We start from the raw sequence: 23572 nt of genomic DNA on the forward strand, positions 1-23572 counted from the left end.
GCAATGAAAGATTATATTATTTCGGAGATGGACGTGACCACAGATAAGATCAAAATCTCGGCCCGTAACGTGCAGGTCTATTACGGTGACAACCACGCGATCAAGGATGTCTCGGTCGAAATCCAAGACAAAACCGTCACCGCCTTTATCGGGCCGTCGGGCTGTGGCAAGTCAACTTTCTTGCGTTGTATCAACAGGATGAACGACACAATTGATATCTGCCGCGTCGAAGGGGACATCCTGATTGACGGCGAAGACATCTATGACAGCAGCGTTGATCCGGTGCAATTGCGCGCCAAGGTGGGGATGGTGTTTCAAAAGCCGAACCCGTTCCCCAAATCGATCTACGACAACGTCGCCTATGGCCCGCGCATCCACGGCCTGTCCCGCAACAAAAGCGAGCTGGACGATATTGTTGAGCGTGCGCTGAAACGTGCCGCGATCTGGAACGAGGTCAAGGACCGCCTGCATGCGCCCGGCACGGGCCTGTCGGGGGGGCAGCAGCAACGTTTGTGTATTGCCCGCGCCATTGCGACCGAACCCGAAGTGCTGTTGATGGATGAGCCCTGTTCCGCGCTTGATCCGATCGCCACCGCGCAGGTCGAAGAGCTGATCGACGAGCTGCGTCAGGATTATTCTGTGGTGATTGTCACCCATTCGATGCAGCAAGCTGCCCGGGTCAGCCAGAAAACCGCGTTCTTCCACTTGGGAAACTTGGTTGAATACGGCGAAACAGACAAGATTTTCACATCGCCCGAGGACCCTCGGACGGAAAGCTATATCACAGGCCGGATTGGATAATATCATGTCAGATCAACATATTGCATCAGCCTTTGACCGCGATCTGGAAAGCGTTCAGGCGCAGATCATGAAAATGGGCGGGATGGTCGAAGACGCCATTCGCCTTGCCGCACAATCGCTTGAGGCCCGCGATGAAGAACTGGCCGCACAGGTGCGTGATGGCGACAAAGCCATTGATGCGCTCGAAGAACTGATTAACGAACGGGCCGCCCGCGTCATCGCATTGCGCGCCCCGACCGCGATTGATTTGCGTCTGATCCTAAGCGTAATCAAGATCAGCGCCAGCTTGGAACGCATTGGTGACTATGCAAAAAACATGGCCAAGCGGAACACGGTTCTGGCGCAATTGCCCGAGGTTAGCGATAGCACCGGCGCGATCCGGCGGATGTGTAAAACCGTCGAGGCGATGCTGAAGGACGCGCTGGACAGCTATGTGCAACGCGACGCCGAGCTGGCGATGGACGTCATCGCGCGCGACAAAGACGTGGACCAAATGTACAACGCGCTTTTCCGCGAATTCCTGACCTTTATGATGGAAGACCCGCGCAACATCACATCCTGCATGCACCTGCATTTCATCGCCAAAAACGTGGAACGCATGGGGGATCTGGTGACGTCGATTGCCGAACAGGTCGTGTATCTGGTCACCGGCACGCAACCGGATGAGGACAGGCCAAAGGCCGACGATACCTCGACCAAGCTAAAGGGGTAAACGCATGTCTGTGGCGCATCCTCAGATATTGTTGGTTGAAGACGAACCGGCACAGCGTGAAATTCTGGCCTATAACCTGACATCCGAAGGGTTCGAGGTGCGGCGCGCCGAAAACGGCGAAGAAGCGATGCTGCTGGTCGCCGAAGCCTTACCCGATCTGGTGATCCTGGACTGGATGATGCCGCTGCTGAGCGGGATCGAGGTTTGCCGCCAGTTGAAAACCCGCGAGGACACGCGCCATATTCCCGTAATCATGCTGTCGGCCCGGTCCGAGGAGGTCGACACCGTGCGCGGCCTTGAAACCGGCGCGGATGACTATGTGGTCAAGCCGTACTCCATGCGTGAATTGATGGCCCGTGTCCGGACGCAGTTACGGCGTGTGCGCCCGGCAAGCGGGGGCACATCGCTTAGCTTTGATGACATTACCCTTGATCCCGAAACCCACCGTGTGAACCGCGCCAAGCAGGCGTTGAAGCTGGGGCCGACGGAATACCGTTTACTGGTTACATTGCTGGAACGTCCGGGCCGCGTGTTCAGCCGCGATCAGCTGCTCGATCACGTCTGGGGCCGCGACATCTATGTGGATACCCGCACGGTTGACGTGCACATCGCACGTCTGCGCAAAGCGTTGACCCAGCATGGGGGTGAAGATCCGATCCGCACGGTCCGCGGTGCAGGATATGCTTTAGGTTAGCTGTTTAGAGCGTTGATTTTAAATAGAAATAGATGACTTCGAGAGCCGTGTTGAAGGTTGATGTGTAACATCATCTTTTCGCCTCAAGTAGTTGAAGTATAACCACTTAATTGTTTTCTTCAGTACGTGCCAAGTCGCCGCGCCTCCGACTTGATCCCGATCAACTCCGATGCCCACCATCACACGTACCCTGCGGATATATACGTATTGGAGGAGATTGATGATGATCGGACTCATTAGAATTTTAACGGCCTGCGCCGCGATGGTGATCGCGGGCCAAACCATGGCAGAGACCACAGATCGCACGTTTGGCGGTGATATATTCCGGGCGGGCGAAAGCACGGCACCGTTTCAGGCGGGGCGCGACGTGTTCGCAACCGGCGCAACTGTTACCTTGCAGGGCAAGATTGCCGAGGACGCACATGCCGTGGGGTTTGACGTAGACGCAGATGCCGCAACGGGTGGCGACCTGTACCTCATGGGCTTTTCCGTCAGCCTGCGGGGCAGTGTCGCGGGCGATTTAACAGCATCGGGCTTCAGCGTCAGGACAGCGCCTGACGCCGAGGTCGCTGGCAATGCGCGTTTGACCGGGGCGAAGGTCACGATTGAAGGGCCCGTCGGCGGCGCGGTCATGGCTGTCGGGGGTACGGTGACGCTGGATGCGCAGGTGGATGGCGACGTCTTCCTGACGGGAGAAACCTTGGTGTTCGGCAAGGATGCCCGCATTGGCGGCGCGCTGACCTATTCTGCACCGACCCGCATGGACATTCCCGAAAGCGTGGTATCGGCCGACCGCATTACATTCGAACCCTACCACCGCAGTGATGTGATGAAAGGCGCGCAAGAGATGTGGTCTGATTGGGAATACCCCGTTCTGCCGACCTTTATGTCGGTGCTTGGGGCGTTTCTGGTAACCGTAGGTTTCTTTGTGGTGATTGGTGCGCTGTTTCTGGCGCTTGTGCCCAACCGCGTGCGTCATCTGCGCCGCAAGATCGAAGCACGGCCTGGCAAGGCGCTGCTGTTTGGTGCCCTGGGGCTGTCTATCTTGTTCGGGCTGGTCCCGATCAGCGCCTTGACGGTGATTGGTCTGCCGCTCGTACCGATTGTGCTGCTTGGTTTGGTGGCGATCTGGACGCTGGGTTACATTCTGGGGGCTTATGCGTTGACGATGCGCGTCTTGCACAGCTTTGGATCAGAAGAGAACCCGAAAATCTGGGTGCGGCTGGTGGCGCTTGTGATCGGCGTTACGGTGGCGTCGCTGTTGAACTTCATTCCCGTGCTGGGGTGGATGGCCAACTTTGCACTCGTCTTGCTGGGGATCGGCGGCATGTCGATGGCGCTTTTCGATCGGATGAACAGCGATGCCGGCCCGGTTCTGGATACGCCGCAGTGATCGGGCGCTGATCGCCGCCCGCAAAAAAGTAATGACCGCTGACTGAGCTGTCAGCGGTCATTACGGATAGTATCAGGGAATATGGGGGTAGGAGGGTCTTAGTCGTCGGTTTGTGACGCATCCAGCAGCGCTTCCATGTCAAGCACCAGCACGGTTTGAGGGGTCTCAAGCGAGATGATCCCATCCTTGCGCAGAATGCTGAACGTGCGGCTGACCGTTTCAACGGTGAGACCTAGGAAATCGGCGATGTCAGCGCGGCTCATGGGCAGTGAAAACGTGGTGAAGTTGCCACGTGGTGATCCGGTCCGGTTGGAAATCGCCAAAAGGAACGAGGCGACTTTCTCGGACGCGGATTTGCGGGCAAGCATCATGAAATGGTCTTGCATGGCGCTGATCTCGCGCAGGGCGGCGTGCAAAAGACGTTGATGTGTCTCGGGGTCGCCTGCACCGGTTTCCAAGGTGGACCGGCGGTGTGCTACGATCTCGGCTGTGGCGACCACGTCGCAATCTGTGTGATGCGCGTCGCCGTTGGGAAACCCGATGATATCGCCGGGCAAACCGAAGGCAATAACCTGCCGGCGGCCGTTTTCAAGCACCCGCGTCAGGCGCAAAACACCTGTTTTTACCTCATAGACGTGGTTGGCTGTGTCGCCCTCGTGAAACAGGTGCGTGCCGGTTGCATAGCTTCTTTGCTGCTGCTGTGGTGCTGGTGCCTGAAATATCAGGCTAGGTGCCAATGTCTGATTTGCCGCAGTAGATTCGCTTGAAAGTGTTACGTACATGTTGCATTCCCCAATTTGCTTAGGGGCACTTTCTCAAGTATTGGTCGCAGCAAGACGCGCATCACTGTATCAAATTGTAACTGATTGTATCCTGACGCGGCTTCCACTTATGCGGGTGGAAATTTATGACGCTGTCAGTATGATCGACGTAGGAGATGATTGGAGCCATGGCGCAGCAAAGAATCCTTGTCGTCGATGACGATGCCAAAATTCGTACGCTCCTTCGGCGCTGTCTGGAGGGGGACGGATACATTGTGGACGAGGCGATGACATCGCAAGACGTTCGCGATGCCTTTGCAACCGATATGCCCGATCTGGTGACCCTTGATCTAAACCTGGGTGCCGAAGACGGCCTGAACGTCGCCCGGGAAATACGCCGCGATCACGAAGTTCCGATTATTATGGTGACCGGAAAGGACGACGTGATTGATCGCGTTGTCGGGTTAGAGCTGGGCGCCGATGACTATCTGACCAAACCGTTTCACGTGCGCGAAGTGTTGGCGCGGGTGCATTCGGTTTTACGTCGCGCTGAACGGCACGCGCCTGTGGCGGTTGAGCCTGCCCCTAAAGCAACGTCAAACGACGGGTTGCTTGATCTGGACGGTTTGAAAATCGGGCTGGACCAGATGCTGTTGATTGACCGGACGGGCCAGCATTGCGAGCTGACGACCGCCGATTTCAAGCTGTTGGCGGCGTTTTTGGACAACCCGCAAAAGCCGCTGTCACGTGACAGACTGATGGATTTGATTGGCGGGCATGACTGGGCACCGTTGGATCGAACCATCGACAATCAGGTGGCGCGTCTGCGCAAAAAGATCGAACGCGACGTGTCGCGGCCGGTGCTGATTAAAACAGTGCGCGGGATCGGCTACATGTTGACGGCGCGTGCGGTTGATCAGGGTTGCGTGTCCTCAAACACCGCCTGAAGCGCTTGGGCCAGTTCGGCCTGACGGTAGGGTTTGCGCAGGATCGCGGTTTCGGCACCGATGTCTTCCGCGCGCAGCACGCCCTCGAAAAACCCTGATGTCATCAGCACCCGCAGATCCGGCTTTTCCGCGGCGATCCGCTGGGCAAGGTCATGGCCGGTCATTTTCCCGGGCATCACCAAATCGGTGAACACCAGATCGATATCGTCGCGCTCTTGCAAGATGGCCCATGCCGCATCAGCGGTTTCGGCCGTGACACACCGGAACCCAAAGGCCAGGAGGCGGGCCTTGGAGAGGCGCATCACCCGAACATCGTCCTCGACCAAGAGGATCAACCGGTCCGTACCGATACCTTCATAGGCTTGGTCATTGTCTTTATTGGCGACCTCTTTGGTATCGGCATCCATAGAGGCGGGGAAATACAGGCTGATTGTGGTGCCTTGGCCCAGCTCGCTGTAAATCGTGACGTGACCTGCGGATTGCTTGACGAACCCATAGACCATCGACAGGCCAAGACCGGTGCCTTCGCCGGTTGGTTTTGTGGTGAAAAACGGCTCCATCGCGCGATTGCGGGTTTCGGGCGACATGCCTTCGCCGGTGTCGCTGACCGACAGGCGAACATAGCTGCCGGTTTCGATGCCGATCTCCTGCGCGATATAGGAATCGTCCAGCACGACATTCCGGGTCTCGAAAAACACCTTGCCGCCCTCGGGCATCGCATCCTGCGCATTCAAGGCCATGTTCAGAACGGCGGTTTGCAGCTGTGTTGCATCGGCGCGGGTGTGCCATAAATCGTTGGCCAGCGCGGCCTCGACACTCACATGCGCCCCGATTGTCCGCCTGAGCATGGAAACAGCTTTGGATACCTCATCGTTCATCGCGATGGTCTCAAGCTTCAGACTGGTGGTGCGGGCAAAGACCATCAGCCGTGATGTCAGGTCTGCGCCCAGCTCTGCCGCCTCAAGGGCGTCAGTGATCATGGCGCGGCTTTTCTCGCGGGTCTCGTCCATCTCTAGCAGTTCGAGGTTGCCGATCACAACGGCCAGCAAGTTGTTGAAATCATGTGCAATACCACCGGTCATTTGCCCGATGGCATCCATGCGTTGAGACCGTGCGGCGGCTTCCTCGGCGGCGCGTCTGCGCGATTGGTCGTGCAAAATACCGACAAAGGCAACTTCGCCCGCGATATCCGCGCGCCCGACTGACAGATGCAGCGGAAAGGTCGTGCCATCCGCGCGTATCCCTTCGACATCGCGGCCCAGCCCGATGATCCGTTTTTCACCCGTCTCAAGGTGGTGGCGCAGGAAACCGTCATGTCGCACGGCCATGTCTTGTGGCATCAGGACCTTCACATTCTGACCAGTCAGGTCTTCGACTGTATGCCCGAATAGGTTCGCAGCGGCCTTGTTCAGGCGCAAAATTTTGCCCGATTGATCCGAGATCAGAATGGCGTCAACTGCCGCATCAAGTAGTGCAAGCAGGACAGCGCCGTCGTCCTCAATTTCCATCTGTTCACTTCCGCGTCAAAAACATGGGCCGATTGTATCCGAAAATACTGGACCAGTTTTTCACACATATGCGGGACGCGCTACCTAATATCCCGCGAAACGTTTAACAGGGCCATCATATTTGAAAGCGTGATCACCCCGACAAGCCCATGCGCCCCCACAACCAGAAATTTGCGCCGGCCGGTTTTTTGGATCAGCTTGATCAAATCCAAGGCCATCATATCATAGGGCACCGTGTTTTCTTGCGACGTCGGCTCTACCACGTCTTCGACGATGGTGGTGGTCCAGTGTTCGCGATCGATCTTGTGGACAATCTGCGTATCAACATAGCCCAACAGCGTGCCGCTTTCGACAACCGGGGCAAAGCTGATGGAATGCTTGAGGAAAACCCGGTTCACCAGTTCCGACAGGGACAGGCTGGGGTCGGCGGTCCACGGGTCTTGGGTCATCAGGCTGGCCACTGTGCGCCCGTCCAGCGCGGTCTTCGTCTCGATCTGGGTCAAGGTTGCGCGTGACGTTGCAAGCAAGAACAGCGCGATCAGGACGGGCCAGAGCCCTGAAACCGCCGAGCCCGAAAACACAGCATAAAGGCCAAGCGCCATAAGCCCGTAGGCAAAGAAGGTCGAGATCGTGACCGCCGTGCGGGTTGAGGCCAGCAAATCGCCAGACCGCGCCCAAAGCCACGCGCGCAAGACGCGACCGCCGTCCATTGGAAAGGCGGGCAACAGATTAAACAGCGCAAGGACCAAGTTTATGATGGCCAGATAGGATAGGACCGACTGCACCGTATCCGGTAGCCCTGCGAAAAACGCCAACAGCTCGGTAAACCAAAAGGCCAGGGCAATGGCGACGCTGGCCGCAGGACCGGCGATGGCAATCCAGAATTCGGTGTTGCCGCTCAGGGGCTCTGTCTGCATCTCTGCAACGCCGCCGAAGAGGAACAAGGTGATCCCCGACACCCGAACGCCAAACCGCCGTGCGACGACGGCATGGGCCAATTCATGCAGCAGTAACGAGCCAAACAACCCCAGCATCGCGATGATCGAGATCGTCAATACGGTCGGTTGGTCGATGTCGGGCAGTTGGCTGGGGAAATAACTCGTTGAAAGGCTCCAGACCATGAGCGCGGCGATCAGCACCCAGCTGGCGTCGATCTTGATATCAAACCCGCGCAGTTGCGCGATCTTTATGGCGTTACCCCACATAAATTTTCCCGTCGGACATTCGGTTTTGGTCGCGCATGAACCGGCAAGCCGCAGCGTGTTTCGTGCTTATGGTCGCACCGCTTGATCGCTGTTTGCGCCTTGTGCTTTTGGTCATGCTGCCTTCCTCCTCGCGTTGTTTCCCCCTTTGCTAGTTTGATTTCTCAAAAACGGGTTGATGAAGATCAATGCGACGGTGGTTACCAGCCGTCGCACGCGAAAATGTGATCTGGCATAGGGGCATAGCGGGCAGGAGGCGTGAGATACGAGCCGCTTATGGAATGGGGGCGGGGTGCGCGGCATGGGCCATCAGTTGCGCCATGGCGGCGGACGCGATGCGGGACAACACGCCATCCGCGCGGCTGGTCAGGATGATCGGAACGCGTGCGCCCACCACGACCCCGCCAGCATCTGCCCCGGCAAGATAGATCAACTGCTTTGCAATCATGTTCCCGGAATTCAGATCAGGCACAATCAGAACATCGGCCTGTCCAGCGACATCGGAAACGATGCCCTTGGCCTCTGCTGCGGCTTTGGAAATGGCGTTATCGAATGCAAGCGGCCCGTCCAGCAACCCGCCGGTAATCTGGCCTCGATCCGCCATTTTGCACAGGGCCGCCGCATCGACGGTCGAGGGCAGGCTGGCGGTCACAGTCTCGACCGCTGACAGCAGCGCGACCTTGGGCAGGTCAATGCCCAGTGCGATGGCAAGGTCGATTGCATTTTGGACGATGTCGCGTTTGGCCGACAGATCGGGAAAGATATTGATCGCCGCGTCACTGATCAGCAAAAGCTTGGGATAGGTCGGCACATCAAGCGCGAAAATATGGCTCATCCGGCGTTCGGTGCGCAGACCTGTCACCTTGTCCAAGGCGGGTTTCAGCAGCTCATCGGTGTGGATCTTACCCTTCATCAACATATCAACCTTGCCGGCGCGAGCTAGCGCCACGGCCTGTTCGGCGGCGGCATGGCTGTGGGGCACGTCGATGATTTCAATACCAGTCAGGTCGCAGCCCGCATCCTGTGCTGCGGCTTCGATCTTGGCTTGAGGCCCCACCAGAACCGGAATGATGATACCTTTTTCACCGGCCTCAAGCGCGCCTTTCAAAGACGCGGCATCGCAGGGGTGAACAACGGCAGTGCGCACCGGTGCAAGCGAAGATGTCGCGTTGATCAGGTCGGCAAAGCGGCTTCCGCGCTCGTGCAGGTGGACCTCTGGCAGCACAACGCGGGGGCGGCGGACTTTGGCGGTTGGGGCCACGACGATTGCTTCGCCCTCGATCACGGTTTCACCGCTTTGGTTGGTACACAGGCAGGCCAGCGTCACGTGGTGCTGTGTGGCGTCTTTCGCCGTGACCGTCACACGGATCGTCACCGTGTCACCCAGCCCGACGGCCCGCAAGAATTTCAAATTCTGGTTAAGATAGATGGTTCCTGGTCCCGGCAGTTCCGTGCCTAAAACCGCAGAAATCAGCGCGCCCCCCCACATCCCGTGCGCGATAACTTTGTGGAACATGTCAGAATGGGCATACTCCTGATCCACATGCGCAGGGTTCACATCGCCCGACATGACTGCAAACAGCTCGATATCCGCAGGCTTCAGCGTCCGGGTCAATTCGGCGCTTTCCCCCAGCTTGATCTCGTCGAAGGTGCGGTTTTCGATAAACTGCATCAAAGCGTCCCTTTGGGGGCTGTCATTCGCATCGGGTGTTACTCCTGAAAAATATAGGTGCCGGGGGCGTCGCACAGCGGTGCATAGCTGCCGTCGGGGGTGCCCATCGGGGGCGGCGGTACCGGATCGCCGGATTTGTCGCCCAGCCACGTCACAAGGGCGGGCCACCACGATCCGTCAACAACATCGGCCTCGGCATACCACCGGTCGGGATCGTGATAGGGCGCGTCCTTGTGTTTGGCGCGCATACGGTAGTGGCGGTGCGGGTGGCCGGGTTCGGATACGATGCCCGCGTTATGCCCGCCGTTGGTCAGAACAAAAGTAACATCGGTATCGGACAGAAGGTTGAACTTATAAACCGAATGCCAAGGGGCGACATGATCGCGTTCGGTGCCGACCATAAAGACGGGTGCGCGGATATCGGTAATCGCAACGTTATTACCACCGGCCAGAAACCGTCCCTCTGCCAGGTCGTTGTTGAGAAACAGTTGGCGCAGGTATTGCGAATGCATTTTGTACGGCATGCGCGTCGCATCCGCATTCCAAGCCATCAGATCGTTCATCTCAGACCGGCCACCCATCAGATAGTCATGGATCACCCGCGACCAGATCAGGTCGTTCGAGCGTAAAAGCTGGAAGGCACCCGCCATTTGTTTGGTATCAAGATAGCCTTTGTCCCACATCATATCATCAAGATAGGCCAGCTGGCTGTCATTGATGAACAGCGTCAATTCACCCGCTTGGGTGAAATCAACCTGTGCCGCCAAAAGCGTGAGGCTTTCCAGCCGTGCATCATTGTCACGTGCCATCGCCGCCGCCGCAATCGACAAAAGCGTGCCACCCAGACAATACCCGATGGCATGAATGTGCTCGCCGCCCGTTATGGTATCGACCGCATTAACAGCCGCCATCACGCCGCTGGACAGATAATCATCCATGCCCAGATCGCGATCAGCGCCATCAGGGTTGCGCCACGAGATCATGAAAACCGTGAACCCCTGCGCCGTCAGATAGCGGACAAAGGAGTTTTCCGCGCTTAGATCAAGGATGTAGTATTTCATGATCCACGCAGGGACGATCAGAATGGGTTCTGGCCGCACCTTATCGGTTGTCGGGGCATATTGGATCAGTTCGATCAGCCGGTTGCGATACACCACCTTGCCGGGGCTCGTTGCCAAATTTTCACCGACCTTAAAGTCCTCAAGGCCCACAGGTTTTTCGCCGCTGTTGGCCCGCGTCGCATCCTCAAGGAAATTCTGCCAGCCGCGCACCAGGTTCATCCCGCCTTCGCTTGCGGTTTTGGCCAGCACCTCGGGGTTGGTCAGCGCAAAGTTTGAGGGGGAGAAAACATCGAGGATCTGGCGCGTGACAAATGTCACCACGTCTTCATGCTGGCGGGTGACCCCGGCCACGCCAGTTGTCGCGTTCTGCCACCATTGTTGGTTCAGCAAAAAACCCTGCGAGATCATGTTGAAGGGCCATTGTTGCCACGCTTCATCCTTGAACCGTTTGTCCTGCGGCAGCGGCGTGATGCAGGTTTCGGCCGTGTTCGGGTTCTGGGCGCAACGGGCGGCATGGGTGGTGAATCGCCATATTTTCTTGCCGGCTTTCTCAAGCAGCTCAAGCTGTTTGCCGGGGGCCGAGGACAGATGCAAAGCCCAGTCTGCATATGCAGCCGCAAGGGCGATAGGGGATATGCCGCCAGTGAAACGCGCCTGAGCGGCCTTTAGCCCTTTGTCCAGCGCCTGTTCCATCGTTGTGTGGATATGCGAGCGGCGCTCCAGATCCGGATCGGAATAGAAGGTCGGCTCCGCCCGGGGGCTGGGGCGCGGTGCCACGGGTGTTTCATTATGAAGTGCGGCGACATTTGCCATCTTCCTGCCCTTTCCAACCAACGTGAACCTATCAGTGGGATACACCTGATCCGCCGGTATGAAATTGACCTGCGTCAATCCTCAAGGCGTTATTTTATCTGCTCAGGAAAGGGTCGGGTCAGGGGGCGTGATGCGCAAGGCCCGCAGGGCATTCAGAATAACGGCCACATCAATCACCTCTTGGATCAGCGCGCCTTGGACGGGTGTCAGATATCCAAAGGCCGCAGCGATCATGCCGATGACCGATAATCCGATCCCCGCAACCACGCTTTGCAGGGCAATGCCACGGGACCGCCCCGCGATATCCATCCCCATGGCCAGCCGATCCACACGGTCGATCAGCAGCACCACATCCGCCGCCTCGGCCGAGGCCGCAGCCCCGCGTGCGCCCATGGCCACGCCCACGTCAGCGGCGGCAAGGGCAGGGGCGTCGTTTACCCCATCGCCAACCATCATCACCGGCCCGTTCTTGCGTTCGGTCAGCACCAGCAGCACCTTTTGTTCAGGTGTCAGATCGGCCCTGATCGCGTCGAGCCCCAAATCCTTGGTCACTTGTTCCGCCACTGCGGCCCGGTCGCCTGTGGCAAGCATGATCCGGCCAACCCCGATCCGGCGCAGGCTGGCCAGCATGGCTGAAATCCCCTCGCGTAGCGGGTCCGCCATCACCAAATGCCCTGCCATCGCACCGTCCACGGCCACAGCAACGACAACCGATCCCGCCGTACGTGACAGATCACTGCTGCTTGTGGCACCCACCTGATGGGTCACAAACCCGTCGCCACCGACGATGACATCGCGCCCGTCGATACGGCCCGAAAGGCCTTCGCCAGGTGCCTCGACCACCTGTGACGGAAAGGGAAGCGGGAGGTTGCGTGCTTTTGCAGCGGCGACGATGGCTTGTGCGACGGGATGGGTCGAGGTCTGGTCAAGCGCTGCGGCAAGGCCGAGTATGTCATCCTCGGAAATGTCGGTATGGGTTTGAATTGCGACGATGCGCGGCCGCCCGTCGGTCAAGGTGCCGGTTTTATCCAAGATCAGCGTCTGAATGCGCGCCATCTTTTCCAGCACGCCGGACCCTTTGATCAGAACCCCGAAATGCGCGGCGCGTGACAGCCCCGCCACCAATGCCACCGGCACGGCCAAGATAAGCGGGCAGGGTGTCGCGATCACCAGCACGGCCACGGCGCGGATCGGATCACCGGTGAACCACCACGCGGCAAAGGCGATTGCGACCGTCACCACCAGAAAGCCGAGCGACCAACGATCAGCCAGCCGTGCCATGGGCGCTTTGGATCGTTGGGCTTCCTCTACCAGCCGCATGATGCCTGCATAGGTGCTTTCACTGGCGCGGTGCGTCGCGGTAAGTTCGAACGGTTCGCCCGCGTTGGTGGACCCGCTGAGGGTCGGATCGCCGCGCGATAGCTTGGCTGGCAAGGATTCCCCGGTAAGGGCCGAGGTGTCGACGAAAGCGATGTCAGAGGCGACCGTGCCGTCGACCGCCACCGTGTCGCCCTTGCGGATCAACAGCAGATCACCCGGTTCGATTTCATCCAAAGGGATTTCTTCAAGGCTGCCATTTTTATGGCGCGTTGCCGTCCGCGGCACCCGCGACAGCAGGTCGTGCATCTCGCGGCGCGCGCGGCCTTGGGCAAAGATTTCCAGAAAGGTGCCGCCGGAATACATCACCGCGACAACAGCCGCCGCAAGGGTTTCGCCAAAGGCAAGGGCAGCAGACATCGACAGCGCTGCAACAATGTCGAGCCCGACGTCACCGCGCGACAAGCTGCGCAAAATCTCGACCAATAGGGCGATCAGGACCGGTACCACACCGATGACCCAAAACAGCGTCGCCAGATCGCTTTTCCCGGCCAGATATAAGGCAATGCCCAAGACGAGCCCCGAAACAGCGCAGACCAGCAACGCAATTTTCACGAGGTCATCGGTTGCGCGTTTCATATGGCTCTGTTTCCTTGGTCATAGTAATCTTTGGGGTCAGCAAAACGGGGTGCCGGACTGAATATACTCCGCCACCCCGTTCGGGCATACTGTTATCGTATGGCCCCAGATGATTGGGGCCAAGCGGTTCAGGTTTTCCGGTGCTTTTTCAACGCGTCTTTGAACGCTGCTTGGGCCTTTGCATTGGCTGTATCAAAAGCCGACCGGGATTCATTCAAAGCGGAGCGCAATGCGGCCCATGATGCTTTGCCCGCGTCGCCCATATTCTCAAGCTTGGCCCCGGCGTTCTGAGCAATATGATCCGCTTTGGCGACGGCTGCATCGACCTCGGCATCGCGTTCTGCCTTAAAGTCGGCGGTGGCTTGCTTGATCCGCTCTGCGGCATCGCTCCAGGCTTTTTGCTGGGCCTCGGCCTGTGCTTTAAAGGTGTCTTCGATGGCATCCGTCTTTTCGCCCACGTTCTTCCAATAGGCCTCTACATCATCCTCAAATGCGTCCCATTCCGCTTCGAGCTTCGCGCTTGTCTGGTCCCACGTCTTCGCGTCGTCTTTGTATTCAGCCTTCAGCTTTTTCTTGAAGGCATCGCGGTGTTTTTTCATGTCCTTTATCGCCTGTTCGGCGGTCTTACGGGTGTCTTTTTTGACGTCTTCGGCAGTGTTTTCAAAGACTTTCAACACCGCTTCCATCTCGTCGAGGCGGCTTTTGACCCATTCTTCATAGGGGGAAATGTCGTTTTTCTTTTTCATGTCACTCTCCTAGAGCATGCCTTGGAAATATTTGCCGTGGGTAGAAACCCGATGTCCAAGGCGGGTTGATATTCTGACAGATCGGTTGACCCGAATTATGTGAGATCACCAAATGCCTTGCTGACTGCGATGGGGATCATCACCAATGTCCAGCCCGAGATCATGATGCTGATCCCGGCAAGCGTCCCCAAAGCCCAAAGTGCTGCGGAAGGCATCTGCCAAACCAATACGGCCCCCAAAACGGCGGTGATCAGACCGTCAAACAAAAGCCATCCCCAGCCTGAAAGTGGCCGCATGCGAAAGGAAAGGACGGTCTTGATGACCCCTTCGGCCAGAAACATCGCGGCAAGGATGATTGTGAGGACAAACACCCCTTCGAGAGGGAAGAGCAGCAAATACAAACCAGCGATCAGCCACACCGCAGCGACCAAAAGGCCAAGGATGACCCCGCTCCATTTGGGATAGCTGAAGGCACCGATGGTTTGGGCGATGCTGGCAATAATCAGCATAACGGCGGTCATCCAGACAACACCCAAGGTGCTGATCAAGGGAAAGACGATGGCCGCAAAGCCCACCAGTATCATCACAACACCAAGGGCAATCATCACGTTGCGACCGCGTTTGATGCCGTCAGCGAATGGGAGGTCGTCGGCAGAGTTCATAGTCATGGAAAGTCTCCAAAGTTGCACGTGGGGGCATTTGCGCTATCGCAACCGGACAACGAAACGGCCCTGAGGAAATCGGTTAGGGGTTGGGTCGGTACGCTTTGGCACCCAAGTAAACAGGTATCCGATTCGTGCTACTTCAGATTGATGCACATCAATCGTCGGCGGCGTGACTTGACGCCGATCAAGTCGGGGCTGGCGCAGGCGCGGTAGTTTGGGCCGATCTTAAGCAAAGGAAAAACCATGCCGCCTGAAAATCCCCGCCCGCCGTCCGATACGCCGCCTAAAGAAGTACCTGCGCCAAATGACCCTGAACCGGCGGCAGAACCGCCGCAGCCAACAGGGCCGCAGGATCCAGATCAAAACCCGACCCCGACCGAGGTGCCGCAACCGGATACCGCGCCCGAAGACCCGGAGTATGATCCCTTCGATAACGGAAATTTCCCAATTTAGAGTTCGAGAACGGGCGACCTAGAAACATGTTAAATGCGGGCCGCTATAGTTTTGCGGCCCGCTTTGATGGTCTTGGGGTATGCGTCGTCTAAATGGCTTAATGTGCCAGGAATACCGGCAGGACAGTTTGTTCGATCATCGACCGTGTCGTGCCACCCAGAACCGCCTGAACCATCCGCGCGTGGCCATAGGCCCCCATCACCACAAGATCGGCCCCGAACTCCTGTGCGCGGTCCTGGATGCATTTCTCAACCGACAGCTTGCCGTTTGGGTACTGCGAAACGGTGACGTTGCAGCCATGGTGGCTAAGCCATGCGGCGACATCGGTGCCGGGGTCTTGGCCATCGCCTTGGGCGGTCATCAGCGGGTCGATGCTGGCGATCACGACTTCTTTTGCGGCCATCAGATAGGGCAGGGCCGCATGCACAGCACTTGCCGCCGCTTCGCTGTCATCCCATGCCACGAAAACACGCGCGACCTTGTCCGCGGTGGACCCGTTGATGCGAAGCCCGATTGGCGAATGGAACAACACGCCCGATGCCGCCTCGCGCAGGAAGTCTGGTGTGTCGCGTAGGTTTGCGGCCAGATAGGCCTCGTCACATACGCGTGCGACCCGTGCGACAGCGTGTTTTGCGTCCGCTGTGGCACAGATCACCGATTGGACATCGCCCGGCACGTTGCTTTTGGCCAGCAGGGCTTCGACCTCTTGCACGCGGTCTTGTTGCGTTTGCTGGACCTCGGCGACCAGTTCGGCCCAATTGTCCGGAACGGCACCGGCCCCGTACGGGGATACATAAACCGGAATGAACGGCGATGCGCCCAAGATCAGGCAGATTAATCGGTTGTCTTGCACGGCGGCGGCTTCGGCGGCCTCGCTGATCAGGGTGTCGGGGGTGTTGATATCCATCACATATAATATCGTGCGGCGCTTCATATTATTCTCCGTTCCAAAAATGCGCCCGGGCAAGGGGCTGGGGCTGTGATCTATAGGCTAACATCAGCCGAAGCGGGTAAAATGACACAGATCAAACGGTGACCGAAATTTCATGACACTATAAAATCCAAAGCTATCAATTGGACGATTGGCAAATGGAATTCAAAGATTACTACAAGGTGCTTGGCGTCGAGCGCAGCGCAACGGATGACGAGATCAAAAAGGCGTTCCGCAAGGGGGCGCGCAAATACCACCCTGATATCAACCCTGATGCGGAATCCGAGGCAAAGTTCAAAGATGTGAACGAGGCCTATGAGGTTTTAAAAGACCCCGAACGCCGCGCCGCCTATGATCAACTGGGCAAAGAGCCCCCGCAATCGCAAGGCCGCTATCAGCCGCCCCCCGGTTGGGACAACGATTTCGAGTTTTCTGGCGGCGGCCCGCAGAGCGACGAAGGGTTCAGCGACTTCTTTGAAAACCTATTCCGCAGGGGCTCTGGCCCAACTGGCGGCATGGGCATGGGATCGGGTCGGGGTGCAGACAGCCACGGACGTATCGAGATCTCGATCGAGGATGCCTATAGCGGTGCCGATCGTACATTGAGTCTGAGATCGCCGGTCGTCGGTCCGAACGGAACTGTGACCATGCAGGACCGCAAGATTTCGGTGCATGTGCCCAAGGGGATTTCGGCAGGGCAGCATATTCGGCTGGCCGGTCAAGGGTCGCCGGGTGCAAAGGCCGCAGGTGATCTGTTTCTTGAGGTCGCCTTTGCACCGCATCCGATTTTCCGGGCCGATGGCAGAGACCTGTACCTTGATCTGCCCATCGCCCCATGGGAGGCCGCATTGGGCGGTCACGTGGTCATGCCCACCCCCGGCGGCAAGGTTGATCTGCGCATCCCCAAAAACGCGCGGTCCGGCCAGAAAATGCGGCTGAAAGGCAAGGGGCTGCCCGGCACCCCGGCGGGCAACATCTATGCCACGCTGAAAATCATAAATCCAAAGGTTGAAACGGAAGAGGCCCGCGCGTTCTTCGAGAAAATGGCTAAAGAGATGGCCTTTGATCCGCGGGCCGGTTTTGGAGGGAAATGAAATGAAAAAGACAACAATGAAGCCTGATGTTGTTGATGCGCTGTCATTGCCTGACCTATGTCGATTTTGTCAGGCTGACGAAACCTGGGTAATTGAATTGGTCGAACATGGGGTAATCGACCCCATGGGCAGCAGCAGCGGGAACTGGCGCTTTGTCGGGGCAAGCATCGCCCGTGCGAAAAAGGCCAGACGGCTAAATCGTGACTTGGGTATCAATATTGCAGGGGTTGCGTTGGTGCTGGATCTGCTAGAGGAACGTGACGCGATCATGCGTCGCCTTGCACAGCACGAGCCGATTTGATTGGTATTGGTCACCGGGTGACATCGTATTGTTGTGCCCTATGTACCGCTGTGTCCAGGCGCATTCCGCCCATCAATTGAAAGCCGCACATGACCAATCCCGAAAACGAAACCCCCGTTTTTGAAATGGCGGATCACCATTGGCAGTCGCTTGGCAAATCGGGGGCGGGGCATAAGCATCGCTATGGTCATGGCGCTGTCGTTTCCGGCCCCTTTGGCCAAGGTGGTGCCGCGCGGTTGGCCGCGCGCGGGGCATTGCGGATTGGGTCAGGGCTGGTCAGTATCGTGTGTCGCGCTGATGCGGTGGCCGAACATGCCGCCCAGCTAAACGCGATTATGGTTAAACCCTATGCGGATGATGCCGGTTTTCAGGACCATCTAAGCGCGATCAAGCCGCAAGCGATCTGCATTGGCCCGAATTTCGGCCTGTCATCTGCCAGCAAAACGCTACTGGGGCAGGCGCTGACGCTGGGGGTGCCGATGTGCATCGATGCAGACGCGATTACGCTTTTATCCCACACCTCAAACCCGCTGCCCGAGATTTCGAACCGGCAAAGCGTTATGACCCCGCACGAGGGCGAGCTGCGCCGTTTCATCCCCAAAGCGTTCGAGGAAACATCCTGCCGCGTGACCCTAGCGCAGCGCGCCGCTGAAAAAGCCGGTTGTGTGGTGTTGTTCAAAGGGCCAGACACCGTCATCGCAGGACCGGATCATGCGCCCGTCATCGTATCGTCCGCGCCGTTTCAACACAGCAGCTGGTTGGCAACCGCCGGATCAGGGGATGTGTTGGCGGGGTTCATCACTGGTTTGCTGGCCCGTGGCTTTGACGCGTTTGACGCGGCCTGCATCGCAGCCAATCTGCATTTTCGCTGTGCAGAGGCATTTGGCCCCGGTTTGATTGCAGAAGATCTGCCTGAAATGCTGCCCAAACTGCTGCGTTGACCTAGATCAATCCACGCTGTGCTTCGTCGTCTAATCTGATCGAAACACAGGTGATGTATTATGGTGATAACACACGAATGGCGCGCGGCATTTCCGGATTTGGCGGGCATCTCTGACCATGTGTCGGCCCAGCTTGACCGCCATGCCCGCATGATAAAACGGCCCCTTGGGGCGGCGCTATCTGGCGCGGATGACGCAGGCGAAAACCTGCTGCTTGTCGTGACGGGTACCGTTCGGGTGCAGCTGTATTCTGACGCCGGTCGCGAAACTGTATCCTATCACATTCAGGCTGGCGAAAGCTGCGTTCTGACGACGGCCTGTTTGCTGGCCTATCGCGGAAATTCTGCCCATGCCATTGCCGAAACCGATGTCGAGGCGGTCCTGATCCCTAGCCGTATCTTTGACGCGCTGATGTCAGAGTCCAAAGCGTTCCGGGCCTTTGTTTTCGCGTCATATTCCCGACGTATGGCAGACCTGATGGTGCGAAAACACGACCGCCCCGTCAGAGATCGACCAACCCACATTCACTAACCCCCTTAGAAATGGAGAGTATCATGAACGCCAATCTTGGAAATCTGGACCGTGTCATCAGGATCATTCTTGGTCTTGCGCTGATCGTCGCGCCGCTTTTGAACATCCCCGCCGTCTGGAGCAGTGCAGTGCTTTCATACGGCAGCATGGCCGTTGGCTTTATCCTCGTGATCACCGGGCTTTTCCGGTTCTGCCCGCTTTACCGCATCTTTGGCATCTCAACCTGCAAACTATAGCAGGGGTGCGGCGGCCACATTAACGGCACCCGCAAAAGGGTGATCACATACATATCGAGGATGAAACATGCTTGACCACGCTCATTACGCCCACTTGATCAAGGCGCGCCTGCAAGAACTAGATGCCCGTATGCACGAGGTCGATGACGAGCTGGGAGAACCCAAATCGCCGGATATGAACGACCAATCGATCGACCTTGAGGATGACGAGGTGCTGGAAGGCATCGGGATGGCGGCGCAAAAGGAAATTGCGCTGCTCAACCTCGCTTTGGAGCGGATCAAAGACGGCAGCTATGGCATTTGCAAGAACTGCGGCGCGCAGATTTCGGAGGCGCGCTTGGCCGCTGTTCTATATGCGCCGCTTTGCAAGGACTGCGCTGCAAATCATTAGCAGTTCGGCCCCCGTTCACATAGTCAATTGCATCGGCCTGTCTGTGCTTTGTTCCGAAGAATGCTTGGGGAGCAAAGCGAAAAGACATGGCACCCGTCACCACGATAACTTAGGGTTAATGCTATGACTGAACCCGCCGACGCGCCTGTGAAAACGATCAGCAGCTCGATCTCCGAGGGGACATTGACCCTTTCGGGGCGTTTGCTGATCGACACATTGCTTCAGCTTAGGGGGCGCACAGCAAACGCCACGCAGGAAACGATCCATTGCATTGATATTACAGCGCTATCCCAGCTTGATACCGCTGGTGCATGGTTTCTGATGGATCACAAGAAACGGGCGGCACAGCATAACATATCGCTTGAGATTACGGGCGCGTCGGACGCGCAGGCGCAATTGATCAAGACGGTTGAAAAGAACATGCCGCCGGATGATTTGGCACCGGTAAAACCCATTACAATCGCCGACCGCTTCGAGGCGTATGGCCGTAAGGTCGTCCGCGCCTTGCGCATGACGGTCGAGCTGATTTCCTTTCTGGGGCAGGTCATCGCGACATTGGGCGGCATCATCCGGCACCCCAGCCGCCTGCGTCTGACATCGGTGGTACATCACTGTCAGGAAATAGGCGTAAGCGCGGTGCCCATCGTGGCGTTGATGGCGTTTCTGATCGGGGTGGTGCTGGCATTTCAGGGGTCAGCACAGCTGCGCCAGTTCGGTGCCGAGGTGTTTGTCGTGGATCTGATTGCCATTTCGATCCTGCGTGAACTTGGCATCCTGTTGACCGCGATCATCGTGGCGGGCCGGTCCGGGTCGGCGTTCACGGCCTCAATCGGTTCGATGAAAATGCGTGAAGAGATCGACGCCATGCGTACCCTTGGCCTTGATCCGGTGACGATCCTTGTGGTGCCGCGCGTACTGGCGCTGATGTTGATGCTGCCGGCATTGGGCTTTATCGCGGATATTTCCGGCCTGATTGGTGGCGCGCTGATGTCATGGATCGAACTGGGCGTATCGCCTGCGGTTTTCCAGACGCGTTTGGTCACCAACACGGACGTCTGGCATTTTAGCGTCGGCATGATCAAAGCGCCGTTTTTTGCGCTGATCATCGGCATTATCGGCTGTTACGAGGGCATGAAAGTGGGCGGCGACGCTGAATCGCTGGGGCGGCTGACGTCGGCTTCGGTGGTGCTTTCGATCTTTATGGTTATCGTGATGGACGCGTTGTTTTCAGTCTTTTTCGCGGTGGTGGGTGTATGATGGATGCGGTGAACGATCCAATTATCAGCGTGCGCGGACTGGTGACGCGGTTTGGGACGCATACGGTGCATGACGGTCTGGACCTGGATGTGAAACAGGGCGAGATCATTGGCGTCGTGGGCGGGTCCGGCACCGGTAAATCCGTGTTGCTGCGGGCAATTGTCGGGCTGCTGGAACCTGACGCGGGTCAGATCGAGGTGTTCGGCCAAAGCGTGCGATCCACCTCTGATGCAGAGTTCCGGGCCTTGCGTCGTCGGTGGGGCGTGATGTTTCAGGACGGGGCGTTGTTTTCGTCGCTGACCGTGCGCCAGAATGTCGAGGCACCGATGCGCGAACAGCTGGCCTTGCCGGATGACGTGCGTGAAACTTTGGCTGGTATCAAGGTCCGCATGGTCGGTTTGCCCGAAAACGCGATGGCGAAATACCCGTCAGAGCTGTCTGGCGGGATGCGCAAACGTGCGGGTTTTGCACGGGCCATCGCCATGGATCCTGAGATTGTCTTTCTGGATGAACCCACCGCAGGGCTTGACCCGATCGGGGCCGCGGCCTTTGATATATTGATCAAACAATTGCAGGCTTCGCTCGGGCTGACGGTGTTTTTGGTGACGCATGATTTGGACAGTCTGCATGCGATCTGTGACCGCATCGCTGTATTGGCCGATCAAAAAGTACTGGCCGTAGGAACAATGGAAGAAATGATGCAGGTTGATCACCCCTGGGTGCATGAGTATTTCCACGGCCCCCGCGCGCGGGCGGCTTTGTCTTCTGCCCAGAACGAAGGGGCACACTGATGGAAACCCGCGCGAATTATATCCTGATCGGGATTTTCACCCTGCTTTCAATCCTTGGCACCTTGGCGTTCTTCGTCTGGTTGGCCAGTGTTCAGATCAACAAGCAATACCAAACTTACGGCATTCTGTTCGACAACGTGTCGGGGCTGGATGCGTCGGGCGACGTTCTGTTCAACGGTATCTCGGTCGGCAAGGTCGTCGGTTTGCAGATAGCCGCACAAGACCCTTCCAAGGTTTTCACCACCATCGAGATCGAAGGCGACGTGCCGATCCGGTCCGATACAGTGGCACAGCTGCAATCGCAGGGGGTCACAGGTGTCGCTTATATCTCGCTTTCGGGGGGGACACCCACGGCACCGCCGCTTGTTGCCAATGCGGATGGTTGGTTGATGATCCCCTCGCGCCGGTCCACCGTTCAAACGCTGGTGGAAGACGGGCCTGACCTTTTGGTCGAGGCGAAGAAGTTGCTAGAGCAGTTTCAAAACCTCGCTGGGCCGGAAAACCAAGAGCACGTGACCAGCATCCTGCGCAATATCGATACCTCGTCTGGCCGTCTGGATGAGGCGTTAAGCGATTTTTCACAGATCACCGGCACCGTGCGCGATGCGACCGACCAGATCACCCGTTTTACCAATCGACTTGATACCATCGGTGCCGCCGTCACGACCACGCTTGAGCAAGCCGACAGCACGCTTGAGGCGGCCACCGTTGCGTTCGGCACGGCGGATAAGGCGCTAACAGGGTCGGTGGGGGCCATCGAAAGCGCCAAAGAAACCTTTGATCAGGCCAAAGCTATTCTGACGCAGCAGGTTCCCGAAATCCTGGCACTGGTGTCTGAGGCAACAGCGCAGGCGAATGCCGCGATTGCGGATGTGCAGCAACGCACGGGCACCACGCTGGACGGGTTTTCCGAGACCGCAGCGCTGTTGAACGCGCGGCTGGTAGAGCTTGAGGCGTCGCTCGAAGGGGCCAATACCGCCTTTACCGCCGTGACCGAAGCATCTGACAGTTTTGATCATCTGGTTGATGGCGATGGTACGCAGCTGGTGGCCGAGGCGCGCGTGGTGCTGGCCGATGCAAAAACCGCCATCGACGGGATAAGCGCGGTGATTGCGAATGATGTGCCTGTGATCACGGCCGATATCCGCAGCGGCGTTGCCACCGCGAACCAAGCCATCGAAGACCTTGCCGCGCAGTTGACCGGCTTTACCGACCGATTGGACCCGATGGCCGATGATGTGCAGGCGGCGATCCGCTCTGCCAACACGCTGTTCACCCAAGCGCAAACGAGCCTGACCAATCTGGATACGACGCTGGGTGTGGCCAATGGGGCGCTTGGATCGGCGCAAACGACCTTTGACGCGGCGACGGTGGTTTTGAACACCGATCTGGAACCGATGATGACCGACATTCGCACAGCAGCGGATGAGATCAGCCGTGCCGTAACGGACGTGACCCGCGACATGCCCGCCATCACATCCGAGCTGCGCGCGCTGATTGCCCGCAGCGATGCCGTGGCGCGGCAGATACAGACCGCCGTGGCAAACGCCACCCCCGGCATCGGCGATTTTGCCAACAAAGGACTGCCAGAACTCACAAGGCTCGCCACCGAGGCGCGCACGTTAATCGACACTTTGGGCAGTCTTGCGCGCCGCATTGAACGCGATCCCGCCCGCTTTATCTTGGACGGCCGTGTCCCTGAATACAGGAGATAG

Annotated in this window: 24 protein-coding genes; 15 read left to right on the forward strand and 9 right to left on the reverse strand. The window is 57.9% G+C overall.

What is annotated here, in order from left to right:
• The first annotated feature begins 3 nt into the window (after positions 1-3).
• The 4 genes from pstB to WNY39_RS00430 all read left to right on the forward strand — a co-directional run bounded on the left by pstB (position 4) and on the right by WNY39_RS00430 (position 3600).
• Positions 4-801, forward strand: a complete 798-nt coding sequence (pstB, locus tag WNY39_RS00415; RefSeq protein ID WP_342843157.1) for a phosphate ABC transporter ATP-binding protein PstB — start codon at positions 4-6, stop codon at positions 799-801.
• Between the two features lie 4 nt (positions 802-805).
• Positions 806-1513, forward strand: a complete 708-nt coding sequence (gene phoU / locus WNY39_RS00420; RefSeq protein ID WP_341235233.1) for a phosphate signaling complex protein PhoU — start codon at positions 806-808, stop codon at positions 1511-1513.
• Positions 1514-1517: 4 nt separating this feature from the next.
• Complete coding sequence (gene phoB / locus WNY39_RS00425; RefSeq protein WP_341235232.1) at positions 1518-2207, forward strand: phosphate regulon transcriptional regulator PhoB; 690 nt, start codon at positions 1518-1520, stop codon at positions 2205-2207.
• Between the two features lie 220 nt (positions 2208-2427).
• Positions 2428-3600: a hypothetical protein gene (locus WNY39_RS00430; RefSeq protein ID WP_342843159.1), complete on the forward strand. Its 1173-nt coding sequence runs from the start codon at positions 2428-2430 to the stop codon at positions 3598-3600.
• 98 nt (positions 3601-3698) lie between these two features.
• On the opposite strand, the gene WNY39_RS00435 is transcribed toward WNY39_RS00430, so the two are convergent.
• A complete protein-coding gene (locus WNY39_RS00435; RefSeq protein ID WP_342843161.1) occupies positions 3699-4382 on the reverse strand; it encodes a helix-turn-helix domain-containing protein in 684 nt (227 codons plus the stop codon).
• A gap of 167 nt (positions 4383-4549) precedes the next feature.
• Between WNY39_RS00435 and WNY39_RS00440 the strand changes: the two genes are divergently transcribed.
• Positions 4550-5308 carry a response regulator gene (locus WNY39_RS00440; protein WP_342843162.1) on the forward strand — a complete coding sequence of 253 codons (759 nt, stop codon included), beginning with the start codon at positions 4550-4552 and terminating at the stop codon, positions 5306-5308.
• Here WNY39_RS00440 and WNY39_RS00445 read toward each other — a convergent pair.
• The 7 genes from WNY39_RS00445 to WNY39_RS00475 form a co-directional block, all read right to left on the reverse strand.
• Positions 5278-6816, reverse strand: a complete 1539-nt coding sequence (locus tag WNY39_RS00445) for an ATP-binding protein (RefSeq protein ID WP_342843164.1) — start codon at positions 6814-6816, stop codon at positions 5278-5280. The two genes, WNY39_RS00440 and WNY39_RS00445, sit on opposite strands and share 31 nt — an antisense overlap.
• 80 nt (positions 6817-6896) lie before the next feature.
• A complete protein-coding gene (locus tag WNY39_RS00450) occupies positions 6897-8021 on the reverse strand; it encodes a site-2 protease family protein (RefSeq protein WP_342843165.1) in 1125 nt (374 codons plus the stop codon).
• Positions 8022-8292: 271 nt separating this feature from the next.
• Positions 8293-9690, reverse strand: coding sequence for a bifunctional enoyl-CoA hydratase/phosphate acetyltransferase (locus WNY39_RS00455; protein ID WP_342843166.1), 1398 nt, complete (start codon positions 9688-9690; stop codon positions 8293-8295).
• 38 nt (positions 9691-9728) lie between these two features.
• Positions 9729-11444 carry an alpha/beta fold hydrolase gene (locus WNY39_RS00460; RefSeq protein ID WP_342844326.1) on the reverse strand — a complete coding sequence of 572 codons (1716 nt, stop codon included), beginning with the start codon at positions 11442-11444 and terminating at the stop codon, positions 9729-9731.
• Positions 11445-11666: 222 nt separating this feature from the next.
• On the reverse strand, positions 11667-13520 hold the full coding sequence (locus tag WNY39_RS00465) for a heavy metal translocating P-type ATPase (protein WP_342843168.1): 1854 nt from the start codon (positions 13518-13520) through the stop codon (positions 11667-11669).
• A 128-nt stretch (positions 13521-13648) separates the two neighbouring features.
• Positions 13649-14266, reverse strand: coding sequence for a hypothetical protein (locus tag WNY39_RS00470; RefSeq protein WP_342843170.1), 618 nt, complete (start codon positions 14264-14266; stop codon positions 13649-13651).
• A 95-nt stretch (positions 14267-14361) separates the two neighbouring features.
• Positions 14362-14934 carry an HdeD family acid-resistance protein gene (locus WNY39_RS00475; protein WP_342843172.1) on the reverse strand — a complete coding sequence of 191 codons (573 nt, stop codon included), beginning with the start codon at positions 14932-14934 and terminating at the stop codon, positions 14362-14364.
• Positions 14935-15174: 240 nt separating this feature from the next.
• Here WNY39_RS00475 and WNY39_RS00480 point away from each other — a divergent pair, with 240 nt between their 5' ends.
• On the forward strand, positions 15175-15384 hold the full coding sequence (locus WNY39_RS00480) for a hypothetical protein (protein ID WP_342843173.1): 210 nt from the start codon (positions 15175-15177) through the stop codon (positions 15382-15384).
• A gap of 97 nt (positions 15385-15481) precedes the next feature.
• Here the strand turns inward: WNY39_RS00480 and WNY39_RS00485 are convergent, their stop codons facing one another.
• Positions 15482-16318, reverse strand: a complete 837-nt coding sequence (locus WNY39_RS00485; protein ID WP_342843175.1) for a universal stress protein — start codon at positions 16316-16318, stop codon at positions 15482-15484.
• A gap of 155 nt (positions 16319-16473) precedes the next feature.
• Between WNY39_RS00485 and WNY39_RS00490 the strand changes: the two genes are divergently transcribed.
• From WNY39_RS00490 to WNY39_RS00530, 9 genes are all read left to right on the forward strand, one after another.
• Positions 16474-17409 (forward strand): DnaJ C-terminal domain-containing protein, encoded by a 936-nt coding sequence (locus tag WNY39_RS00490; protein ID WP_342843177.1) that lies wholly within the window; start codon positions 16474-16476, stop codon positions 17407-17409.
• A 1-nt stretch (position 17410) separates the two neighbouring features.
• Positions 17411-17710 (forward strand): chaperone modulator CbpM, encoded by a 300-nt coding sequence (locus tag WNY39_RS00495; protein WP_342843178.1) that lies wholly within the window; start codon positions 17411-17413, stop codon positions 17708-17710.
• An 89-nt stretch (positions 17711-17799) separates the two neighbouring features.
• Positions 17800-18651 (forward strand): NAD(P)H-hydrate dehydratase, encoded by an 852-nt coding sequence (locus WNY39_RS00500; protein WP_342843180.1) that lies wholly within the window; start codon positions 17800-17802, stop codon positions 18649-18651.
• Positions 18652-18711: 60 nt separating this feature from the next.
• Positions 18712-19182 (forward strand): Crp/Fnr family transcriptional regulator, encoded by a 471-nt coding sequence (locus WNY39_RS00505; protein ID WP_342843182.1) that lies wholly within the window; start codon positions 18712-18714, stop codon positions 19180-19182.
• Between the two features lie 23 nt (positions 19183-19205).
• On the forward strand, positions 19206-19418 hold the full coding sequence (locus WNY39_RS00510) for a DUF2892 domain-containing protein (RefSeq protein ID WP_342843184.1): 213 nt from the start codon (positions 19206-19208) through the stop codon (positions 19416-19418).
• Between the two features lie 67 nt (positions 19419-19485).
• On the forward strand, positions 19486-19809 hold the full coding sequence (locus WNY39_RS00515; protein WP_342843186.1) for a TraR/DksA family transcriptional regulator: 324 nt from the start codon (positions 19486-19488) through the stop codon (positions 19807-19809).
• Between the two features lie 123 nt (positions 19810-19932).
• Entirely contained in the window at positions 19933-21066 is a 1134-nt protein-coding gene (locus WNY39_RS00520; RefSeq protein ID WP_342843188.1) for an MlaE family lipid ABC transporter permease subunit, read from the forward strand.
• Entirely contained in the window at positions 21066-21857 is a 792-nt protein-coding gene (locus tag WNY39_RS00525; protein WP_342843190.1) for an ABC transporter ATP-binding protein, read from the forward strand. Before WNY39_RS00520 ends, WNY39_RS00525 begins: the two co-directional genes overlap by 1 nt.
• Positions 21857-23572: an MlaD family protein gene (locus WNY39_RS00530; RefSeq protein WP_342843192.1), complete on the forward strand. Its 1716-nt coding sequence runs from the start codon at positions 21857-21859 to the stop codon at positions 23570-23572. Before WNY39_RS00525 ends, WNY39_RS00530 begins: the two co-directional genes overlap by 1 nt.

This window comes from Sulfitobacter sp. AS59 (assembly GCF_038899995.1).
GTDB lineage: Bacteria > Pseudomonadota > Alphaproteobacteria > Rhodobacterales > Rhodobacteraceae > Sulfitobacter.